The following is a 15,724-nucleotide window of genomic DNA, read 5'->3' as shown; positions in this document are numbered from 1 at the left end:
CCGATGTCACCGCTCGTGGGCCCAGAACTCCTCCTCGACGGTGACCTCCTTCTTGAACAGCGGGACCTCTTCCTTGAGCCGGTTGATGCCGTCCTCGACGGCGCTGAAGGCCTCGCCGCGGTGGCCGGCGAGCACGACCACGAAGACGATGTCCTCGCCCGCCTCGACGACGCCGGTCCTGTGGTGGAGACGGACGGCGTGGACGCCATCACGGGCCTCCAGCGACTCGCGCAGTTCGGCCATCCGCTCGGCGGCCACCTCGTCGTAGCGCTCGAACTCCAGGTACTCCGTCGGTGGGTCCTCTGGGCCGTCCCGCGCACGCACACGGCCGGTGAACGTCGCGATGGCGCCCGCACGGTCCTCGTCGGGTGACTGTTTGACTTCTCTGACCAGGGTTTCCAGGGTGACGTAGGGATCTCGGTCTTCGAGTGCAGCCACGACAGCGTCCAGGTCGGCGTCGCCACCGCGCTCGGCCCGGTGGACGACCGGGTCGGCCGCCTCGCGGTCGCCGAGGACGACCTTCGGAATCGTGGCGTCGCTGTACCCCTCGACGAGCGCGTAGTCGTACGCCGGGGCGAGTGCGTCCAGCGTCTCTGTCAGCGTCCGCTGCTCGCCCGTCGCGAACCACGCTCCGTCGTCGGTCAGCGCGACCGTCTCGCTCGCGCCGGCGGCCCGGTGGCGCGCGGTGTCCTTCCCCTCGGTGTCGACGTCCGGCGGGTGCGAGCAGTGTTTCACCGTGGCGACCCGTCCACTCGCCGCGAGACGCTCGGTCAATCGCTCGACGAGCGTCGTCTTCCCCGAATCGGAGTGGCCGACGATTCCCAGAACCTGCATGTGGATTCCTACCGGGCGGGCACAGGTATGTGTTTCCGAACGGCGACACAGCGACTGTCGCGTGTCGTCCGGCAGCACCGCCCGGCACCGAGCAGTTATGTTCCTGTTGGGAGAATTTCACGTATGCCTTCCGCACTCGTCGTCGGTGGCACCGGGTTCGTCGGCCGCCACACCGTCGCGGAACTGCTCGACAACGACTACGACGTGACCGTGTTCAGCCGCGGGGATCGAGACGTTACGGCGGATTCCTGGTCAGAGGTCACTCAGGTCACGGTCGACCGAACGGACACCGCGGCGCTCGACGCCGCCACAGGACGGGTCGACCCCGATATCGTGGTCGACTGTGCGCTGTTCCACCCCGACGCGGCCCGGGCAGCCGTCGAGACGTTCGCCGACGTCGACGCGTACGTCTACGTCTCCTCGGGCGGCGTCTACGACCGCGACGACATCCCCAAGCGCGAATCGGTCACGCCGCTGCACGCGTACACGGCCGAGCACGGCAGCGACGACACGATGGCCAGTTACGGGCCGCGTAAGGCCCAGTGCGACCGGGTCGTCACCGCGGCCGCCGCGGAGGGCGTCCCGGCGACGAGCGTCCGGCCGACGATGGTCTACGGCCCGAAGTCGCTCCACGGTGGGACCGACGCGGGTTCGACGGACGTATCGTGGGCCGAGACGCCGGCGATCCAGCACCACCACGAGTACTGGATCGACCGTGTAGCGAACTACGACAGGGTCGTGGTCCCCGGCGATGGCACCGCAATCTGGCACCGTGCGTACGTCGAGGACGTCGCCAGCGCGCTCCGGGTCGTCGCCGAGTCGGGTACGCCCGGCGAGGCCTACAACGTCGGTGATCGACTGGTCTTGACCATGGAGGACGTCGTCGATCTGATCGCGGAGACGCTGGAGACGTCGGTCGAGGTCGCCCACGCCAGCGGACGCGAACTCGAACACGTGGGACTCGACCCGGACGATTTCGTCCTCTACCACCATCTCGGATCCGACTACCCCCACGTGCTCTCGACGTGCAAGATCGGTGCGCTGGGCTGGCGGTCGACACCGCCCGACGTCGCGATGGAGCGAACCGTCGAGGACGCACTCGCCAGCGACCGCGACGGGAGCATGTTCGACCCCGGCCGAGATGCCGAAGAACGCTTCCTCACGACGGTCGCCGAGTGATCTGTACGAGTCCGCAACTACGGTCGCTCGACCGATTTCTCGACCACGCTGACGTCCTCGATCGCGGTCTCTGGATACTGGCCGTCGGCGTCTTTCTCGCTGGCTTTCACCATGTCCCAGACGACGTTCAGCCCCGTCGTCACGCCCTCCAAGGCCTCCATCTCACACCCGGTCTTGCCGACCGTCTCGACGGCGACGGTGAGTTCGACCGCCTCCGCGCCGACCTCGAAGGTCGTCTCGACGTTCGTGATCGGGATCTGGTGACACATCGGGATGGTCTCCCAGGTGTGTTTGACGGCCTGAATCGCGCCGATGCGGGCGGTCGTCAGTACGTCGCCCTTCGCGACGTCGTCGGCCTCGATGGCGGCGAGTGTCGGGTCGGTGAGTCGGATCGAACCGGACGCCACCGCCCGGCGCTTGCTGTCGGCCTTCTCGCCGACGTCGACCATCTGTGCGTCGCCGCCCTCGTCGACGTGTGTGAATTCGTCTGTCATAGGGGCCGCTAGCGCGACCGGACGCAAAACCGTGCGGGTCTGGCTCTATCTCCGGACGAGGCCGAGCAGATGCCCGACCGCCGGTGCGATCAGTTCCGCCGCGCCCGTCCGGGCCGCGTTCTCGCTGCCGGGGAGACAGAAGACCAGTCGATCCTCGACGACGCCAGCGGTCGCTCGCGAGGCCATCGCCATCGGGCCCACCTCCTCGTAGGAGCGCCACCGGAACAGTTCGCCGAAGCCCGGGATCGGTCGGTCGAACAGGTCGGAGACGGTCTCGACGGTCACGTCGTCCGGCGTGAGTCCGGTCCCGCCGGTGGTGACGACGACGTCGACGCCGTCGTCGAGCAGTCCCGCGACCGCGTCCGCGATAGCGTCGGCGTCGTCGTCGACGAGTCGCCGCTGGGTGACCTCGTGACCGGCGTCGGTACAGGCCGACTCGACGGCGTCGCCGCCAGGATCGTCCTCGAGCGTACGGGACGAGGAGACGGTCAAGATCCCGATCGTGACCGCGTCGTGGTCGTGGGCGTGGTGGTCGTCGTGGTCGTGGGCCTCGTCGTGACCCGTTCCGTCGCTGGTGTCGTCGTGCTGGTGACTCATACCGGGTCCTGCGGGCGAGAGACGGATAACTGTCGGCGGTCAGCGCTCGCCGACCAGATCTTCGAACACCTTCCGCTGTGCCGCCGCGAGGTGTTCGGTGAACGTCGCCGTCGTGATACCGAGGGCCTCGGCGACCTCGCCGGCGTTGGCCGACCGGGGATGCTCGAAGTACCCCATCTCGTGAGCGCGCTCCAGTACCTCCCGCTGACGTGAAGTCAGTTTCTCGCGGTCCAGCACGACGGGTCTGCTCTCGTCGAGGGAGTCGTCGGTCTCGACCAGTCGGCGGAGGTTGACGTGGTCGCCGGTCCCCTGGAGGTCCGCGATGACCTCCCGCAGTGCCGCGACGTCCTCGACGAGGAACGTCACCGTCAGCGACTGCTCGTCGGCGGAGAGTTCCTGGACGACACAGCCGGCGGCTTCGATGCGCTCACAGACACACCCCTGGCAGGCTTGCCGTCGAATCCGATAGATTCTGCCTCGCTCGTAGTCGAACACCTCCTCGACCCTCGGTTGCTCGTCGACCGAGGGCGGTGGAGCGTCGTCCTCGCCAACCAGCGTGAACTCCTCGACGACGCCGCCGTCATCGGTCCCGAGCGCGCTCCGGGAGACGGCGGCGACCTGCCAGCGTTCGCTCGCGTGTGGCTGGACCTGACAGGACCGGGGCTGGACCACCTCGACCTCGGCGAGGACGCGCGTGGACATATGTCGAAACTTCGACTGGATGTCCTAAAATAGTTCAGGACGAACATGTTCGGATCCCGAATTCGTTTAAAAAACACCCGAGATGTTTGGTCCGACGTTGACGCTGATCGTCTTGCAACACCCGGGTACGAGGGTTCGGAACGAACAGTCAGATACCGAATATTTCGACACCTCGACCCACAATGAGACGGAACACGATACTCATCGTCTTGCTGGTGACCACGGTGTTGCTCCCGATGTGGTACGTCGCGCTACACGGTGAACCACCCTCCGAGGAGATCGCCATCGACGAGAGCGTCAGTGACCTCCGGCCCCTGGAGGGGCCGGTCGACACGCCGAACAAACTCTCGCCGAGCCAGGTCGGCGTCATCGTCTGGGTCGCGCTCTTTGGCCTCGTCGGTGTCCTCGCCGGCGCCCACCAGTTCATGAACCGGGCCGTCAGACCACCCGAGAACGAGCCGGTAGCCGACGGCGGGCAGCTCACGGCGTCGCTACCGTGGCTCGAGACCGACAACCGCTGGGTCGTCGAGTACCACGACGCTTCGGACGCCATCGAGGGGCTGGTCGCGATGGGCGGGCTGACGGTCCTCTCGATCGTGTTCGCGGCGCTGTTCACCGGCGAGTACCTCACGCTGGCCCGGACCCAGTACTTCGGCCTGTACGCGACGGGGATGTTCGTCTCGCTGGCACTCTCGACGGTCGCGTACTACGCCTGGTTCATGCCACACGTCGAGGTCGCGGAATACAGGAGGCACGACTGATGGACTATCCGAAACCAGACGACGAGAGCGAGGACTGTGGCTGTCCCGATACCCCTGGCGTCCAGCCAAGCCTCTACAGCGACGCACGGGCGGAACTGCGCCGTCGCGACTTCGCGAAGTTCCTCGCGACCGTGGGCGGTCTCACGGCCGTCGCGAGTCTGACGGCGCCGCTCGCCAGCACCACCCAGGTGTTCGAGCGCAGCTACGAGGGGCCGGTCTACTCCGACGGCGTCGCCCTCGTCGACAGCGAGGGCGAGCGCATCACCGAGAACCGACTCTCCGAGGGCGAGCATCTAACGGTGTTCCCGGAACCACGGCCCGGCATCGAGGACGCTCCCACGCTGCTCGTTCGCTACGCCGAAGACGCCTACAGCAACGTCAAGGAGGGGTTCACCGTCAGCGGCTACGCCGCGTTCTCGAAGGTGTGTACCCACGCCGGCTGTATGGTCGGCAACCGCGACGGCGACCTGCTGGTCTGCCCGTGTCACTACGGGAAGTTCGACCCACTCTCGGGTGCCAGCGTCGAGGGCGGGCCGCCGGGCCGAGCGCTCCCACAGCTCCCGATTACGCTGTCCAGCGACGGCACCCTGATCGCGACCGGCGACTTCGAGGGCCCAGTCGGCCCGGGGGGTGAGTGATGTCCCGTGCCGACCAGCTCTACGACTGGTTCGACACCAGACTCGACGTCGAGCGCGGCCAGCAGTTCCTCGGCAAGGCGTTCCCGGCCGAGGATTCGTTCCTGCTCGGAGAGGTCGCGCTGTTCTGTTTCCTCCTGTTGGTGCTGTCGGGTATCTTCCTGGGCTTCTTCTTCGAGCCCTCGACCTCGAAGGTCGAGTACGACGGCAGCGTCCAGAAGTTCCAGGGCGAGGAGATGCCCGAGGCGTTCGTCTCGGTGTTGCACATCACCTACGACGTCCCCTTCGGGATGTTCATCCGCCGGCTCCACCACTGGGCGGCTCACCTGTTCGTCGCCTCGATCGGGTTGCATATGCTCAGGGTGTTCTTCACCGGGGCCTATCGGAATCCACGGGAGCCCAACTGGATCGTCGGCACCGGGCTGGCCGCGCTGTCGATGGGCGCGGCCTACACCGGCTACGCGCTCCCGTTCGACGAGTTCGCCGCGACCGCGACCAGCATCGGCTACAACCTGACCATCTCCGTGCCGTTGCTGGGTGACTTCCTCGGCCAGGTCGTCTTCGGCGGGGAGTTCCCTTCCAGCGCGACCATCCCACGGCTGTACTTCCTGCACGTGCTGGTCATTCCGATGGCGATCGCCGGCGGGCTGGCGATCCACATGGCGATCCTGATACGCCAGAAACACACCGAGGCACCCCGGGACGAGGACGTCACCGTCGGCGACCAGACGGTCGATCGGGACGACGACAGCGTCATCATCGGCCTCCCCGCCGTTCCGAACCAGACGGCGGTCTCGGCGGTCGTCTTCTTCCTGACGGCCGCGACGCTCTCGGCGCTCGCGGGCCTGCTCCCGGTCCACAACGTCGCCGAGTACGGCCCCAACGACCCGGCGAGCACGCCAGCGCTCATCATGCCCGACTGGTTCCTGATGTGGGTCTACGGCTTCCTGAAGCTGTTACCCCAGATCAGCTTCTCCATCGGGCCGGCCCACATCAACGGCGAGTTCGTCGGCGGCGTCCTGCTGCCCGGCCTGGTCTTCCTCGCCGTCGCACTCTGGCCGTTCGTCGACCGGACGCCAGAGCCCACCCACTTCACCGCCGACCCGCTGGAGCGGCCCTGGCAGACCGGCGTCGGCGTCGCCGCCGTCGCGTTCGTCATGATCGCCTCCATCGCGGGGATGAACAACATCCTCGCCGACCAGGTGCTGGGGACGAACACCGACGTGGTCAACCCGATCCTGACCGCGGCGCTGCTGGGCGTCCCGCCGGTGCTGGGAGCGATCACCTATCTCCTGTTACGCGGCGACGACGGGCCGACCCGGTCCGAGGAGGGCGAAGTCGCCGCCGACGGCGGCAGAGGTGGTGACGATGACTGAGATCACCATCTCAAGACGCCAGTATCGCCTGCTGGACACGGCGAGCAAACTTGTCGGTCTCGGACTCGTCGCTGCCGGCCTGGAGGCCGGTGGCAGCACGCCGACCGGCTTCGCCCTCGCGCTCGTCGGTACCGCCTGTGCAACCGCGACGGTGTTCCTGACCCATGAATAGACAGACTCCCGACGACGGCCGCTGGACGGACAGTTCCCTGAGTAGACGCGACTTCGTGCGGGGGCTGGGCGCGGCCTCCCTGCTGGGCGCGACCGGCCTCTCCTTCGCCGACGACGGCATGCAGGGCCTGGAGGCAGTCGACGACCCCATCGGTAACTACCCCTATCGGGACTGGGAGGATCTCTACCGCGAGGAGTGGGACTGGGACTCCATCGCCCGCTCGACCCACAGCGTCAACTGCACGGGGTCGTGCTCCTGGAACGTCTTCGTCAAAGACGGCCAGGTCTGGCGCGAGGAACAGGCCGGTGACTACCCTCGGTTCGACGAGAGCCTCCCGGACCCGAACCCGCGGGGCTGCCAGAAAGGGGCCTGCTACACCGACTACGTCAACGCCGACCAGCGCGTGCTCCATCCCCTTCGACGGACCGGCGAGCGCGGCGAGGGCCAGTGGGAACGGATATCCTGGGACGAGGCGCTGACCGAGATCGCCGACCACGTCATCGACGAGGTCCAGGCCGGCCGGTACGACGCCATCTCCGGGTTCACGCCGATCCCGGCGATGAGCCCGGTCTCGTTCGCCAGCGGCTCCCGGCTGATCAACCTCCTCGGCGGGGTCTCCCATTCGTTCTACGACTGGTACTCGGACCTCCCGCCGGGCCAGCCCATCACCTGGGGGACCCAGACGGACAACGCCGAGAGCGCCGACTGGCACAACGCCGACTACATCATCGCCTGGGGCTCGAACATCAACGTCACGCGCATCCCCGACGCGAAGTACTTCCTCGATGCAGCCTACGAAGGTACCAAACGGGTCGGTATCTTCACCGACTACTCCCAGACGGCGATCCATACCGACGAGTGGCTCTCCCCGGAGGGCGGCAGCGACACCGCCCTTGCGCTGGGGATGGCCCAGACCATCGTCGACGAGGGCCGCTACGACGAGGCCCACCTCAAAGAACAGACGGACATGCCCCTGCTCGTCCGGGCGGACACCGGGAAGTTCCTCCGGGCCAGCGAGGTCGGGCTGGCGGCGGACGCCGACGACCCCGAGAAGGTGTTCGTGATGGTCGACGCCGACGGGAACCTGCGGCGCGCGCCCGGCTCACTCGGCGAACGTGACGGCCAGAACGACCCCGAGTCCAGCATCGAACTGGACTTCGACCCCCAGCTCGGCGTCGAGCGGACGGTCGAGACCGACGACGGCGAGGTATCGGTTCGGTCGGTCTGGGAGAACCTCCGGGACGAACTCGCCCAGTACACCCCCGAGTTCGTCCACGAGGAGACCGGCGTCGGCGAGAACACCTACCAGCGGGTCGCCCGCGAGTTCGCCGAGGCCGACGCCGCCAAGATCATCCACGGGAAGGGCGTCAACGACTGGTACCACAACGATCTGGGCAACCGCGCGATCCAGTTGCTCGTCACCCTCACCGGGAACCTCGGCGACCCCGGCACGGGACTGGACCACTACGTCGGCCAGGAGAAGATCTGGACGTTCCACGGCTGGAAGGTCCTCTCGTTCCCGACCGGGAAGGTCCGCGGGGTACCGACGACGCTGTGGACCTACTTCCACGGCGGCATCCTCGACAACACCGACCCCGACACCGCCGAGAAGATCCGCGAGTCCATCGACAAGGGGTGGATGCCCCTCTACCCGACGGAACGCGAGGACGGCTTCCGGCCCGACCCCTCGACGATGTTCGTCTGGCGGGGCAACTACTTCAACCAGGCCAAGGGCAACGTCGCCGTCGAGGAACAGCTCTGGCCGAAACTCGACCTCGTGGTCGACATCAACTTCCGGATGGACTCGACGGCGATGTACTCCGACATCGTGCTCCCGGCGGCGAGCCACTACGAGAAGTACGACCTCTCGGAGACGGACATGCACACCTACGTCCACCCGTTCACGCCGGCGGTCGAACCGCTGGGCGAGGCAAAGACCGACTGGGAGATCTTCCGCCTGCTCGCGGAGAAGATCCAGGAACGGGCCCAGGAACGGGGCGTCGAGCCGATCGAGGACCGCACGTTCGACCGCACGATCGACCTGACGACCATCTACGACGACTTCGTCCGCGACTGGGAGACCGGCGAGGCGGGCGCGCTGGAGGAGGACCGCGCCGCCGCCGAGTTCATCCTCGAACACTCCGAGGAGTCCAACCCCAGCGACAGCGACGAGCAGATCACCTTCGCCGACACCGAAGAGCAACCACAGCGACTCTTGGCTGCGGGCGACCACTGGACCTCGGACATCAAAGACGAGGAGGCCTACGTCCCCTGGCAGGACTTCGTCCACGACAAACAGCCCTGGCCGACGTTCACCGGGCGCCAGCAGTACTACATCGACCACGACTGGTTCCTCGAACTCGGGGAGGAACTGCCCACGCACAAGCGCGGGCCACAGGACACCGGCGGTGACTACCCGCTGACCTACAACACGCCCCACGGCCGGTGGTCGATCCACTCGACCTGGCGGGACAGCGAGAAGATGCTCCGCCTCCAGCGGGGCGAACCGGTCGTCTACCTCAACCCCGACGACGCGGCCGAACGGGGTATCGAGGACGGGGACACCGTCGAGGTGTTCAACGACATGGGCAGTGTCGAGGTCCAGGCGAAGATCTACCCCTCGGGCGAACCGGGGACCGCTCGGCAGTACTTCGCCTGGGAGAAGTTCCAGTACCCCGATCGGGACAACTTCAACACGCTCGTCCCGATGTACATGAAGCCGACCCAGCTGGTCCAGTACCCCGAGGACACCGGTGACCACCTGTACTTCTTCCCGAACTACTGGGGACCGACCGGGGTCAACAGCGACGTGAACGTAGAAGTGCGGCCCGCGGGAGGTGAGTCCGATGAGTAGCCAGCACGAGGACACCCACGTCAACGTCGCCGACGGCGTCGACCACCAGGTCGCGATGGTGATGGACCTGAACAAGTGCATCGGCTGCCAGACCTGCACCATCGCCTGCAAGTCCCTCTGGACGGAGGGCGGGGGCACCGACTACATGTACTGGAACAACGTCGAGACCAAGCCCGGCGAGGGGTACCCGAAGGGCTGGGAGGACTCCGGCGGCGGCTGGAAGTCCGACGAGCACAAGGAACGCGAGACGGGCGACATTCCCTCCCGCGAGGAGTACGGCCGCGCCTGGGAGTTCAACCACAGCGAGATCATGTACGAGGGCAGCGACGAACCGCTGCGCCCGCGGGAGGGCGCCGAGTGGGGTCCCAACTGGGACGAGGACCAGGGCGCCGGCGAGTACCCCAACAGCTACTACTTCTACCTCCCGCGGATCTGTAACCACTGCACCCACCCCTCCTGTGTGGAGGCCTGCCCGCGCTCGGCCATCTACAAGCGCAGCGAGGACGGCATCGTCCTGGTTGACCAGGACCGCTGTCGGGGCTACCGGTACTGTGTCGAGGGCTGTCCGTACAAGAAGGTGTACTACAACACTGTCTCGAAGAAGTCCGAGAAGTGCATCTTCTGTTACCCCCGCCTAGAGGGGGAGGGGCCGGACGGCGAGACGTACGCGCCCGCCTGTGCCGAGGAGTGTCCCCCACAGCTCCGGCTGGTCGGCTTCCTCGACGACGAGGACGGCCCCATCTACAAGCTCGTCGAGGAGTACGAGGTCGCGCTCCCGCTGCACCCGGAGTTCCGGACCCAGCCCAACGTCTACTACATCCCGCCGTACGCGCCCGGCCAGCACACCGAGGACGGCGAGACGGTCGACGTGGACCGCATCCCGCGCCAGTACCTCCGTGAGCTGTTCGGCGACCGCGTCGACGACGCGCTGGACACCATCGAACGCGAACGCCAGCGGGCACGCCAGGGCGCCGACAGCGAACTGATGGAACTGCTCCAGCACAAGAACCCCGCCAAACAGTACCGGTTGGAGGTCTTCGATGACGACTGAGAACACCCACATCGGCACGGCACTGCTGCTGGGCCTGGTCGTGGTGGCCGCCACTGTCGCGGCACCGCTGGCCACCGCCCGCCCGGCCCACGAGATACCGGTCTCGCCGGCGACCGGGAACCTCTCGACGCCGGCAGCCGACGGCTGGGGGTCGGTCCCGGCCGCGGAGGTGCCACTGACCAGCGCACCCAGTAGCGTCCCCAACGCCGACGACACGACGGTCGAGCGGATTCACGTCCAGGCCGCTCGCGGGGACGGGAACCTCTACCTGCGCCTCCAGTGGCACGATGCCACGCGGGACCGGAGCGCGGCCAGTCCCGAGGCCTTCGCCGATCAGGTCGCCGTCCAGTTCCCGGCAAACACCAGTTCCCGTCCGCCCATCGCGATGGGCGGCCCCGGTAACATGGTCAACGTCTGGTACTGGAGCGCCGACGCCGGCACCCAGGAACTGCTGGCCGGCGGCGTGGGCTCGACGACGGCGTTCGACCAGCCCGCCGTCGAGGCCACCGCCAGCTACGACAACGGCACCTGGTCGGTGGTCTACGTCCGGTCTGTCGACGCCAGCGGGACCAACCGGACGACCATCACCGACGAGGGGGACCTCGACGTGGCCTTCGCGGTCTGGAACGGTTCGAACAGCGAGCGGGCCGGACAGAAGGCGGTCTCCGAGTGGCACTACTTCCCGTTCGGCGCGGAATCCGGTGGCCCACCCTACGAGACGTTGCTGTGGACCGTCGCCGGACTCGCAATCGTCGCGGTCGTCGGCGTGACCGCCTTCGGCGTCCACCGCGCCAGAGGGGGGATGGAGTGATGGCGACGACGCCCGCCGACGCCCCGGACGCTCTCGATAGGGACGCCGCCGCCCGCGGTACCGTCTACCGGACGCTCGCGGCGGCGTTCCGGTATCCCGACGAGGCGTTCTACGCGGCCGTCGCCGACGGTTCGCTCGCGCGTGACCTGCGGGCCTGCATCGAGCAGACGACCCTGTCGGTCGCTATCCCGGACCTGACGACCGACGACGACTACGAGACCCTGGCCGCGCGGTACAACGACCTCTTCGAACTGGGCTACGGCGAGTACACCGACCGGACCGACGGCTCGCTGGACACCTCGGGGCCGCCGGTGCCGCTGTACGAGTCCAACTACCGCCCGGACCAGTCCTGGAACGACGTCAACCTCGATCTGGCGCGGGCCTACCGGCACTACGGCCTGGAGATCGACCAGGACCGTCGGGACAACCACGACGCGCTCCGGTACGAACTGGAGTTCGCCGGCTACCTCGCGCGCCGTGAGGCCGCCGTCGGTGAGGACGCGGCGCTAGCCCGCCTGGACTTCCACGACCGCCATCTCGGCCACGCGGCCGCCGGTATCGCCGACAGGCTCTCCGAGGAGCCCGGTACCGACGTCTACGGTCCGCTGGGGGACCTGTTGGAGGCGTTCGTCCGTGCGGACCGCAACGACCTCGCGGACCGACTGGAGGGGCCCCGATGAGCACTCGCGAGACCGTTCTGGCGCATCTGCCGGCACTTCGGCAGAGCCAGCGCCGCTCGCTCCCGGTCGCCGTCGTCGCCCTGGCTGCGCTCGCCGTCGCCGCCCGCTTCGTCGCGGCGCTCGCGGTCAACACGCCCGGTGGGCCGGCGATGGTCGGGACCGCCACGCTCGCGTCGACTGCCACGGCGACAGCCGCGCTGGGTGCCGTCGTGGTCGGCCTGCTCTCCCGGCGACCCTCGACCGGGTTCGGACTGCTGTTCGTCGGCGTGTTCGGCCTGCTCTCGCTCCTTGCCGGCGCAGTCACCACGCCCGCGGCCGTGGCGGTGGTGGCCGGCACGGCCGCCGTCGTCGCCACCGAACGCGACCGCCTCGCGGACGGCGAACTCGCCGTCGCGGGCATCCTCGTGGGTGCGCTGGCCCTCGGTCTCGGCAGCGGTGTCGGTGGTCTCGTCGGCCTTCGTTCGCTGGCCTCGACCCTGGCGCTGGCCGGGCTTGGCCTGGTCCCGGTCTTCGCCGCGACCGACACCCGTGCGCTCGTCGGTGGCGGCCTCGCGTTCGGCGCGGTCGTCCTCGTCGGCCTCTCGGTCCCCTTCGTCACCGGCGCGGTGACGCTCGTCGGCGGCGGCGTCGTCGGCGCGTCGCTCCCGGTCGTCGCGCTCGCGGCGGCAGGGACCGTCTCGACGGCCAGTGCGGCCGGCCGGACACGCAACTGGGCGCTGCTCTCCGGCGTCGCGCTGCTGGCGCTGTCGGGCGTCCCGGCGACGCTCCCGCGTGCCGTCCCGTTCGCACTCGGTATCGCGACGCTCGTCGCCCTGGAGGGACAGCGATGACCGACGACCGAAGCGAGTACGAGAAGCAACTCGAGGCCGAGCCGGACCCACAACTCGACCCCGAGCGCAGTCCGGGGATGCACACCGACATCGAGGCGCTGGAGGACATCGAGGTGAGCCGCGACGACGTCACCATCGGCGACGCAAACCCCGAGGAACTCGCGGCCGCCGACACCGAACCGGTCGCGGACGAGGAACTGGCGAGCCTGCTTGAGGATCTCTTCGAGGGTGACCACGTCGACCGCCGCCGGGCAGCCCTGGCGTTGAAGGACGAGCCGACCGACGATACGGTCGTGACCGCACTCGCCAGGGCGGCGACGACCGACGACGACAGCGACGTCCGGCAGTTCGCCGTCGAGGCGCTGACCGTACACGCCGACGAGCGGACCGCGGCGGTCGCGGTCGAACTGCTCTCCGACCCCGACCCGTGGGTCCGGGCCGAGGCCGTCGTCGCGCTGGACAACATCGACCGCGAGGCCCACGAAGACGACATCGCGGCCGTGCTTGCCGAGGACGATCACCACGCGGTCCGGCGGAACGCGGCCATCTCGCTGTTCAAGCTCCGCGGACAGGCGATGGCCGAGGAACTGCTGGAGTTGAGCCACGCCGACAGCGAACGCCTCCGGGAGTGGGCCGCACACATGCTCGCCGGCGTCGACGAGGACCGCGCCCGCAAGCGACTCCGCGAACTGACCGACGACCCGGCCGCCGTCGTCCGCCAGACCGCAGAGCGCTCCCTGGAGGCCGAGCCCGGACAGTTCCGCCGGCAGTTCGGCGGTGCTCTGGAGAACGACGCTCGCCTGCTGCCCGGTGAGGATCGACTCAACAGGATGCCCGACCTATGAGCGAGAACGCCCCACAGAGCCTGACAGACCGCGTCGAAGCACAGCTCCGCGCAGTGCGTGACCCACAGGCCGACCTCTCGGTCTTCGAGGCCGGCTTCGTCCAGGACATCACCGTCGACGACCGCGAGGTGACCATCGAGACGGATCTCACCGCTGTCGACGGCGAGACCGGCAACGAGGTGGTGGAGGCGATGCTCCGTGCAGTCGACGACGTCGAGGGCGTCGAGCGCGTCCACGTCGAGAGCACCACCCCATCCAGCGAGAGCCGCTCGGCCGTCGAGGCCTTCGACCACGTTATTGCCGTCGCCAGCGCGAAAGGTGGCGTCGGCAAGTCCACGACGGCGACGTACCTGGCCTGTGCGCTGGCCGCCGAGAACGACGTCGCGCTGTTCGACGCCGACATCCACGGCCCGAACGTCCCGGGACTGTTCGATATCTCGGGGCCGGTCCACTCCAGCGAGGAGGGCGACCCGCTCCCGGTCCGGACCGAGGGGCTGGACGTGATGAGCGTCGGCCTGATGGAGGACGGCGCGCCGCTGGCCTGGCGTGGCGCGATGGCCCACGACGCCCTGGAGGACCTCTTTACGAACACCGCCTGGCGCAACGACGACATCCTCGTGATCGACCTCCCGCCGGGGACCGGCGACGTGGTGTTGACGACGCTCCAGGAAGTCCCCGTCGACGGCGTGGTCGTCGTCACGACGCCGTTCCACGCCAGCGTCAGCGACACCAGCCGGACCGTCGAACTGTTCCGGGACAACGACGTGCCCGTCCTGGGGACGGTCGTCAACATGGCCGAGTACGTCTGTGACTGCTGTGGCGAGGCCAACGCGCTGTTCGACGAGGTCGCGGGCCCGACGGGACTGGACGAACTGGACGCGCCGGTGCTTTCGGAACTCCCCTTCACCCACGACCTGCAGGGGACGCCGGCGCCCGGTGACGTCCCGGCCCCGATGGCCGATCTCGCCGACGCCGTCTCGGCGGCCATCGAGACCGCCAGGGAGGTCGATGTCCCCGAGGACGCCGTCGACATCCGCGGGCTCGCGCCCCAGGAGCGCAAGGACAGGGTCCGCGAGGCGTTCACCGACCGTGCCGCCGGCGAGGCGTTCGTCGTCGTCAGCGACCGCGACCCGACGCCGGTCGGCCCCTTCCTCGGACAACTGGCCGAGGCGTCACGTGAGGCCTTCGACCCGTTCGAGGTGCGCCGCGCGACCCCCGACGACTGGGTCCTCAGGACCGTGAAACCGTGAGCGAGCGGGACACGGACGTGACGGGAATCGTCCTCGCGGGCGGCCGGTCCCGGCGGTTCGGCGACCGCGACAAGGCGCTGGCGACCCTGTCCGGCGATCCGTTGCTCGTCCACGTCGTCCGCACGCTTGCGGCGACGGCCGGCCGCGTCGTGGTTAACTGCCGTGCCGAGCAGCGCGAGGCGTACGCTGCCGCATTGCAGGTGGCGGGACTCGACGAGTCTGTCGTGTTCGCGGTCGACGACCGTCCCGACGAGGGACCGCTGGCGGGACTCGTTCGCGCGCTCGACGCCGTCGAGACGACCTATGCTGTCGTCCTCGCCTGTGACATGCCGCTGATGACCGCCGAACACCTGCGCCGGCTCTGTGCCATTGCCCGCGAGCAGGAGGGGACCGTTGTCCCGCGCACGCACGGGGGACTGGAACCGACCTGTGCCGTCTACCGTGTCGACCGAACCACGACCGTCGCACGGGACGTCTACGACGCCGGCGAGCGCAGTCTCCACGCGCTGCTGGATGCACTCTCCCCGTCGCTCGTCGACGCAGCCACGGTCGGACTCGATTCGACCGCACTCACGAGCGTCGACACCGAGTCCGCGCTGGCTGAAATCAGATCTGAGACCGAGGGGAACCACTAATTACGGCGTACACGAAAC

Annotated in this window: 17 protein-coding genes; 13 read left to right on the top strand and 4 right to left on the bottom strand. The window is 68.2% G+C overall.

Features of this window, described 5'->3' with window-relative positions:
• Positions 1-6: 6 nt before the first annotated feature.
• Complete coding sequence (locus Hhyl2_RS07865; protein WP_483550186.1) at positions 7-834, bottom strand: molybdopterin synthase; 828 nt, start codon at positions 832-834, stop codon at positions 7-9.
• 123 nt (positions 835-957) lie between these two features.
• Here Hhyl2_RS07865 and Hhyl2_RS07860 point away from each other — a divergent pair, with 123 nt between their 5' ends.
• Entirely contained in the window at positions 958-2,013 is a 1,056-nt protein-coding gene (locus tag Hhyl2_RS07860) for an NAD-dependent epimerase/dehydratase family protein (RefSeq protein ID WP_483550184.1), read from the top strand.
• Positions 2,014-2,030: 17 nt separating this feature from the next.
• Here the strand turns inward: Hhyl2_RS07860 and moaC are convergent, their stop codons facing one another.
• The 3 genes from moaC to Hhyl2_RS07845 are packed head-to-tail and all read right to left on the bottom strand — an operon-like array spanning position 2,031 to position 3,806.
• Positions 2,031-2,507: a cyclic pyranopterin monophosphate synthase MoaC gene (moaC, locus tag Hhyl2_RS07855; RefSeq protein ID WP_483550182.1), complete on the bottom strand. Its 477-nt coding sequence runs from the start codon at positions 2,505-2,507 to the stop codon at positions 2,031-2,033.
• A 45-nt stretch (positions 2,508-2,552) separates the two neighbouring features.
• The gene (locus tag Hhyl2_RS07850) at positions 2,553-3,104 is read right to left on the bottom strand and encodes a MogA/MoaB family molybdenum cofactor biosynthesis protein (RefSeq protein WP_483550181.1); all 552 of its coding nucleotides are present in this window, start codon (positions 3,102-3,104) and stop codon (positions 2,553-2,555) included.
• Between the two features lie 39 nt (positions 3,105-3,143).
• On the bottom strand, positions 3,144-3,806 hold the full coding sequence (locus Hhyl2_RS07845; protein ID WP_483550179.1) for a helix-turn-helix domain-containing protein: 663 nt from the start codon (positions 3,804-3,806) through the stop codon (positions 3,144-3,146).
• Positions 3,807-3,988: 182 nt separating this feature from the next.
• On the opposite strand from Hhyl2_RS07845, the gene Hhyl2_RS07840 reads away from it, so the two are divergent.
• Genes Hhyl2_RS07840 through mobA form a run of 12 tightly spaced genes read left to right on the top strand, consistent with a single transcriptional unit; the run spans position 3,989 to position 15,706 of the window.
• Entirely contained in the window at positions 3,989-4,567 is a 579-nt protein-coding gene (locus tag Hhyl2_RS07840; protein WP_483550178.1) for a hypothetical protein, read from the top strand.
• On the top strand, positions 4,564-5,205 hold the full coding sequence (locus Hhyl2_RS07835) for a QcrA and Rieske domain-containing protein (protein WP_483550563.1): 642 nt from the start codon (positions 4,564-4,566) through the stop codon (positions 5,203-5,205). Before Hhyl2_RS07840 ends, Hhyl2_RS07835 begins: the two co-directional genes overlap by 4 nt.
• Positions 5,205-6,578, top strand: coding sequence for a cytochrome b (locus tag Hhyl2_RS07830; RefSeq protein WP_483550176.1), 1,374 nt, complete (start codon positions 5,205-5,207; stop codon positions 6,576-6,578). Before Hhyl2_RS07835 ends, Hhyl2_RS07830 begins: the two co-directional genes overlap by 1 nt.
• Complete coding sequence (locus tag Hhyl2_RS07825) at positions 6,571-6,750, top strand: DUF8120 family protein (RefSeq protein WP_483550175.1); 180 nt, start codon at positions 6,571-6,573, stop codon at positions 6,748-6,750. The genes Hhyl2_RS07830 and Hhyl2_RS07825 overlap by 8 nt, the downstream gene beginning before the upstream one ends.
• A complete protein-coding gene (gene narG / locus Hhyl2_RS07820; RefSeq protein WP_483550174.1) occupies positions 6,743-9,604 on the top strand; it encodes a nitrate reductase subunit alpha in 2,862 nt (953 codons plus the stop codon). The genes Hhyl2_RS07825 and narG overlap by 8 nt, the downstream gene beginning before the upstream one ends.
• Positions 9,597-10,655, top strand: a complete 1,059-nt coding sequence (narH, locus tag Hhyl2_RS07815; protein WP_483550173.1) for a nitrate reductase subunit beta — start codon at positions 9,597-9,599, stop codon at positions 10,653-10,655. The genes narG and narH overlap by 8 nt, the downstream gene beginning before the upstream one ends.
• Positions 10,645-11,466, top strand: coding sequence for an ethylbenzene dehydrogenase-related protein (locus Hhyl2_RS07810; protein ID WP_483550172.1), 822 nt, complete (start codon positions 10,645-10,647; stop codon positions 11,464-11,466). Before narH ends, Hhyl2_RS07810 begins: the two co-directional genes overlap by 11 nt.
• The gene (locus Hhyl2_RS07805; RefSeq protein WP_483550171.1) at positions 11,466-12,146 is read left to right on the top strand and encodes a molecular chaperone TorD family protein; all 681 of its coding nucleotides are present in this window, start codon (positions 11,466-11,468) and stop codon (positions 12,144-12,146) included. The genes Hhyl2_RS07810 and Hhyl2_RS07805 overlap by 1 nt, the downstream gene beginning before the upstream one ends.
• Positions 12,143-12,976 (top strand): DUF8068 family protein, encoded by an 834-nt coding sequence (locus tag Hhyl2_RS07800; RefSeq protein ID WP_483550170.1) that lies wholly within the window; start codon positions 12,143-12,145, stop codon positions 12,974-12,976. The genes Hhyl2_RS07805 and Hhyl2_RS07800 overlap by 4 nt, the downstream gene beginning before the upstream one ends.
• Positions 12,973-13,821 carry a HEAT repeat domain-containing protein gene (locus Hhyl2_RS07795; protein WP_483550169.1) on the top strand — a complete coding sequence of 283 codons (849 nt, stop codon included), beginning with the start codon at positions 12,973-12,975 and terminating at the stop codon, positions 13,819-13,821. The genes Hhyl2_RS07800 and Hhyl2_RS07795 overlap by 4 nt, the downstream gene beginning before the upstream one ends.
• The gene (locus Hhyl2_RS07790; RefSeq protein WP_483550168.1) at positions 13,818-15,071 is read left to right on the top strand and encodes a P-loop NTPase; all 1,254 of its coding nucleotides are present in this window, start codon (positions 13,818-13,820) and stop codon (positions 15,069-15,071) included. The genes Hhyl2_RS07795 and Hhyl2_RS07790 overlap by 4 nt, the downstream gene beginning before the upstream one ends.
• On the top strand, positions 15,068-15,706 hold the full coding sequence (mobA, locus tag Hhyl2_RS07785; RefSeq protein ID WP_483550167.1) for a molybdenum cofactor guanylyltransferase: 639 nt from the start codon (positions 15,068-15,070) through the stop codon (positions 15,704-15,706). The genes Hhyl2_RS07790 and mobA overlap by 4 nt, the downstream gene beginning before the upstream one ends.
• The last annotated feature ends 18 nt before the right edge of the window (positions 15,707-15,724 follow it).

The organism is Haloarcula sp. H-hyl2, from assembly GCF_056934385.1.
Note: the sequence above shows the minus strand (reverse complement) of the source record. Positions and strands in the feature narration are given on the sequence as shown.

What these genes read in the sequence shown, in the direction of transcription:
- Hhyl2_RS07865 (WP_483550186.1), bottom strand. Translation starts at nt 834, where the DNA reads ATGCAGGTTCTGGGAATCGTCGGCCACTCCGATTCGGGGAAGACGACG.
- Hhyl2_RS07860 (WP_483550184.1), top strand. Translation starts at nt 958, where the DNA reads ATGCCTTCCGCACTCGTCGTCGGTGGCACCGGGTTCGTCGGCCGCCAC.
- moaC (WP_483550182.1), bottom strand. Translation starts at nt 2,507, where the DNA reads ATGACAGACGAATTCACACACGTCGACGAGGGCGGCGACGCACAGATG.
- Hhyl2_RS07850 (WP_483550181.1), bottom strand. Translation starts at nt 3,104, where the DNA reads ATGAGTCACCAGCACGACGACACCAGCGACGGAACGGGTCACGACGAG.
- Hhyl2_RS07845 (WP_483550179.1), bottom strand. Translation starts at nt 3,806, where the DNA reads ATGTCCACGCGCGTCCTCGCCGAGGTCGAGGTGGTCCAGCCCCGGTCC.
- Hhyl2_RS07840 (WP_483550178.1), top strand. Translation starts at nt 3,989, where the DNA reads ATGAGACGGAACACGATACTCATCGTCTTGCTGGTGACCACGGTGTTG.
- Hhyl2_RS07830 (WP_483550176.1), top strand. Translation starts at nt 5,205, where the DNA reads ATGTCCCGTGCCGACCAGCTCTACGACTGGTTCGACACCAGACTCGAC.
- Hhyl2_RS07825 (WP_483550175.1), top strand. Translation starts at nt 6,571, where the DNA reads ATGACTGAGATCACCATCTCAAGACGCCAGTATCGCCTGCTGGACACG.
- narG (WP_483550174.1), top strand. Translation starts at nt 6,743, where the DNA reads ATGAATAGACAGACTCCCGACGACGGCCGCTGGACGGACAGTTCCCTG.
- narH (WP_483550173.1), top strand. Translation starts at nt 9,597, where the DNA reads ATGAGTAGCCAGCACGAGGACACCCACGTCAACGTCGCCGACGGCGTC.
- Hhyl2_RS07810 (WP_483550172.1), top strand. Translation starts at nt 10,645, where the DNA reads ATGACGACTGAGAACACCCACATCGGCACGGCACTGCTGCTGGGCCTG.
- Hhyl2_RS07805 (WP_483550171.1), top strand. Translation starts at nt 11,466, where the DNA reads ATGGCGACGACGCCCGCCGACGCCCCGGACGCTCTCGATAGGGACGCC.
- Hhyl2_RS07800 (WP_483550170.1), top strand. Translation starts at nt 12,143, where the DNA reads ATGAGCACTCGCGAGACCGTTCTGGCGCATCTGCCGGCACTTCGGCAG.
- Hhyl2_RS07795 (WP_483550169.1), top strand. Translation starts at nt 12,973, where the DNA reads ATGACCGACGACCGAAGCGAGTACGAGAAGCAACTCGAGGCCGAGCCG.
- Hhyl2_RS07790 (WP_483550168.1), top strand. Translation starts at nt 13,818, where the DNA reads ATGAGCGAGAACGCCCCACAGAGCCTGACAGACCGCGTCGAAGCACAG.